The organism is uncultured Chitinophaga sp., from assembly GCF_937874145.1.
Classification (GTDB): domain Bacteria; phylum Bacteroidota; class Bacteroidia; order Chitinophagales; family Chitinophagaceae; genus Chitinophaga.
In genome coordinates this window covers 1-4220 of the sequence record NZ_CALNBI010000160.1, presented here as the reverse complement: position 1 = coordinate 4220, position 4220 = coordinate 1, and the positions used below count along the sequence as shown (strand labels likewise).

General features: G+C 57.2%; 3 protein-coding genes and 1 pseudogene. All 4 read left to right on the top strand.

Features of this window, described 5'->3' with window-relative positions; all coding sequences use genetic code 11:
* On the top strand, positions 1-1116 hold a 1116-nt coding region (locus tag Q0510_RS07475; RefSeq protein WP_298709692.1), incomplete at its 5' end, for an FAD-binding protein.
* Between the two features lie 29 nt (positions 1117-1145).
* Entirely contained in the window at positions 1146-1889 is a 744-nt protein-coding gene (locus Q0510_RS07470; protein WP_298709690.1) for a succinate dehydrogenase/fumarate reductase iron-sulfur subunit, read from the top strand.
* A 157-nt stretch (positions 1890-2046) separates the two neighbouring features.
* Positions 2047-3435 (top strand): Gfo/Idh/MocA family oxidoreductase, encoded by a 1389-nt coding sequence (locus Q0510_RS07465; RefSeq protein ID WP_298709688.1) that lies wholly within the window; start codon positions 2047-2049, stop codon positions 3433-3435.
* Between the two features lie 72 nt (positions 3436-3507).
* Positions 3508-4220 (top strand): annotated as a pseudogene (locus Q0510_RS07460) (oligopeptidase B); the annotation flags it as partial.

The following is a 4220-nucleotide window of genomic DNA, read 5'->3' as shown; positions in this document are numbered from 1 at the left end:
CGTAACGACGGCCGCATCTGGGTGCCCAAGAAACAAAACGACGAACGCAAAGCCACCGATATCCCCGAAGAAGAGCGCGACTACTATCTGGAGCGCCGCTATCCCGCCTTCGGAAACCTCGTTCCCCGCGACGTGGCCTCCCGCGCCGCCAAGGAAAGATGCGACGCCGGCTATGGCGTAGGCACTTCCAAAATGGCCGTATACCTCGATTATGCCGACGCGATCAAACGTTACGGCAAGATCGAAGCAGGTAAACGTGGTGAAGACCATGCTTCAGAAGAAGAGATCATCAAAATGGGTAAGGCAGTAGTAGCCGAGAAATACGGCAACCTGTTCGACATGTACGCCAAGATCACCGGTGAGAACCCGTACGAAACCCCCATGCGCATATACCCCGCCGTGCACTACACGATGGGCGGCCTGTGGGTAGACTACGAGCTGATGACCACCGTTCCCGGCCTGTACGCCCTCGGCGAAGCCAACTTCTCCGACCACGGCGCTAACCGCCTCGGCGCCTCCGCCCTCATGCAGGGCCTGGCCGACGGTTACTTCGTGATCCCCTACACCCTCGGTAACTACCTCGCAGGAGATATCCATACCAAAGCCATCCCCACCGATCACCCCGCATTCGTGGAAGCGGAAAACCGGGTGACGGAAACGCTGAACAAACTCATGAACATCAAGGGCAAGCACTCCGTGGACCACTTCCACAAGGCGCTCGGGAAAATCATGTGGGACAAATGCGGTATGGCGCGTAATGCCAAAGGACTGGAAGAAGCGATCAAAGAAATCCAGGCGCTCCGCGAAGAGTTCTGGAAAGATGTGCGCATCCCCGGCGAACAGAACGAAATGAACCCCGAACTGGAGAAAGCCGGCCGCGTGGCAGACTTCCTGGAACTGGGCGAGCTCATGTGCCGCGACGCCCTGCAACGTAACGAATCCTGCGGTGGTCACTTCCGTGAAGAATACCAGGATGCGGAAGGCGAAGCGCAGCGCGATGACGAGAAATTTGCTTTCGTAGCCGCCTGGGAATACAAAGGCCAGAGCAATTACGAACTGCATAAGGAGCCGCTGGAATTCGAAATCGTACATCCGACCCAGCGCAGCTATAAATAAGTTTGATAAGGGATATAAAACAGCAAATTATGAAGCTCACATTAAAAGTTTGGCGTCAAAAGAACGCACAGGACAAAGGCCGCTTCGAAAGCTACGAAGTATCGGACGTTTCGAAAGACATGTCTTTCCTGGAGATGTTCGACGTCCTGAATGAGCGTTTGATAAACGAAGGAAAAGAACCGATCGCATTCGACCACGACTGCCGCGAAGGCATCTGTGGGATGTGCTCCATGTATATCAACGGCCGTGCGCATGGCCCGTGGGATCAAACCACGACCTGCCAGCTGCACATGCGCGCCTACAACGATGGCGACACCATCGTGGTGGAACCCTGGCGCGCAGCGGCTTTCCCGGTAATCAAAGACCTGACGGTAGACCGCACCGCGTTCGACCGTATCATCCAGGCCGGCGGTTACATTTCCGTGAACACCGGTAACGCGGTAGACGCGAACGCGATCCCCATCGAAAAACAAGATGCGGACCTGGCTTTCGCCGCTGCGGCCTGTATCGGTTGCGGCGCCTGCGTGGCAGCCTGCAAAAACTCTTCCGCGATGCTCTTCACCTCCGCCAAGGTTTCCCAGCTGGCATTGCTGCCGCAGGGGCACCCCGAGCGTACTTCCCGTGCGGAAGATATGGTGATGCAGATGGACAAGGAAGGGTTCGGTTCCTGCACCAACACCGGCGCCTGCGAAGCCGAGTGCCCCAAAGGCATCTCGATCAGCAATATCGCCCGCCTGAACCGCGAGTTCTTCGGCGCAGGGTTTACTTCCTGATCGCATCAGTAACATTGACTATAAGGCAATTGCAAAAGCCGGCCCGGGGTACATGCTCCGGACCGGCTTTTCTCTTTCCCGCCCGCCGCTCAGCAAACGTTACGGCCACTGATCCCGGCTTGTTGTTTTTCCTCTTCTGCTTTCCTATCTTGGACCTATGGCAAATAATTCCCGTCGCAAGTTTTTACGCGACCTTGGCAGCACCGCCGCCCTCATCGGCGCGGCTCCCCTCGCCGGTTTGGCAGCAGAGCCCGGCCGCAGGGTCCTCCTTCATCCCGAACAGCGCGTGAGCGCCAACGATAAAATCCGCATCGCCGGCATCGGCATGGGCATCATGGGCTTCGGCGACGTCACCTGCGCGCTGAAAGTGCCCGGTGTTGAACTGGTAGCCGTGGCCGACCTGTACGATGGCCACCTCGAAAAAGCCAAATCCGTGTACGGCAACCATATCCAGACCACCCGCGACTACCGCGAAATCCTGGAGCGGAAAGACGTAGACGCCGTGATCATCGCCACGCCCGACCACTGGCATGATACCCAGGCCATCGCCGCGCTGGAAAAAGGCAAAGCCGTTTATTGCGAGAAGCCCATGACCCAGCAGATCGAAGAAGGGCATAAAGTGATCGCTGCGCAACAGCGGACCAATGGCATCCTCCAGGTAGGCAGCCAGCGCGTGAGCAGCGTGGCGCTCGCCGAAGCGAAGCGCCGTTACGAAGCGGGCGACATCGGCCGGCTGAACCTCGTGGAAGCCAAAATCGACCGGCATTCCGCCCTGGGCGCCTGGCAATATTCCATCCCCACGGATGCTTCGCCTTCCACCATCGACTGGAATACTTTCCTGAAGGATACGGCAAAAATGCCTTTCGACCCGGTGCGCTTCTTCCGCTGGAGGAACTACCAGGCCTATGGCACCGGTGTTCCCGGCGATCTTTTCGTACATCTCATCACCGGCCTGCATTTCATCACCGGCTCCAAAGGCCCCAACCGCATCTTCGCCAGCGGCAACCTCGTGCAGTGGCAGGATGGCCGCGATGTACCGGACCTGATGGCAGCCATCTTCGAATACCCCGAAACCCCCGAGCACCCGGCCTTCCAGGTGCAGCTGCGCGTGAATTTCGCAGACGGCGGCGGCGGTGGTGAATACACCCGCCTCATCGGTACAGAAGGCGTGATGGAACTGGGTTGGAACGACTTCACCATCAAACAGCACAAACTGCCCAAAGCCCCGGGATACGGCGGATGGGATACTTATAACACCTTCACCAAAGACCAGCAGGAAGCCTTCGTGAAAGACTACATGTCCAAATACAGTGAAGCCGACCGGAAGCAGGAGCGGAGGGAAGATATCAAGTATTCGGCGCCGAGAGGGTACGACGACCGGCTGGACCACTTCACCAACTTCTTCGAGTCGATGCGCAGCGGCAAGCCGGTAGTGGAAGACGCCACTTTCGGCCTCCGTGCCGCAGGGCCGGCCCTGGCGGTGAATGAAAGCTATTTTAAAAAGAAGCTCATCAACTGGGATCCGGTGAAGATGAGAATCAAATAATTGCAAAATCGGGGCCCTCGCGGCCCCGATTTTATTTGTTTTCCTTAAATTCATTGATGCTAAACCACTCATATGCGCCTCCTGCCCCTTACCGCCTGCGCCGCCGTGATATTTTCGGCCTGCGCTCAAAAAGATAAAAAGATGGAAAAAGTGAATGTGCCGCCACCCGTGGCGGAGAAGATCAAGCATGAAATGACGATTCACGGGGACACCCGGAACGACGAGTATTACTGGCTCAACGAACGCGAAAACCCGAAAGTGATCGCTTACCTCGAAGCCGAAAATAAGTACACCGACACGATGCTCTCGCCCGTGCGCGCCTTCCGCGACAAGCTGTTCGACGAGCTGAAGGGCCGCATCAAGGAAAAAGATGAAAGCGCCCCTGTTTTTGAGAACGGGTATGTGTATTACACCCGCTATGAAGAAGGGAAGGAATATCCGGTGTATTGCCGGAAAAAAGGCGCCGATACAGCGCCGGAGGAAGTATACCTGAACGTGAACGACCTGGCGAAAGGCCATGCCTACTTCCAGGTGGGCAGCATCGACGTGAGCCCCGACAACCGGCTGCTCGTGTATGCGCAGGACACCGTCAGCCGCCGCCAGTACGACCTGCGGATCAGGAACCTGGAAACCGGCGAGCTCTATCCCGAAACCATTCCTAACGCCGACCCCGGCGTAGCCTGGGCGAAGGATAACAAAACTTTCTTCTACGGATCCAAGAACCCCCAGACCCTGCGCGTCGAAAAAATCTACCGCCACGTCCTGGGAACGGATCCCGCCAAAGA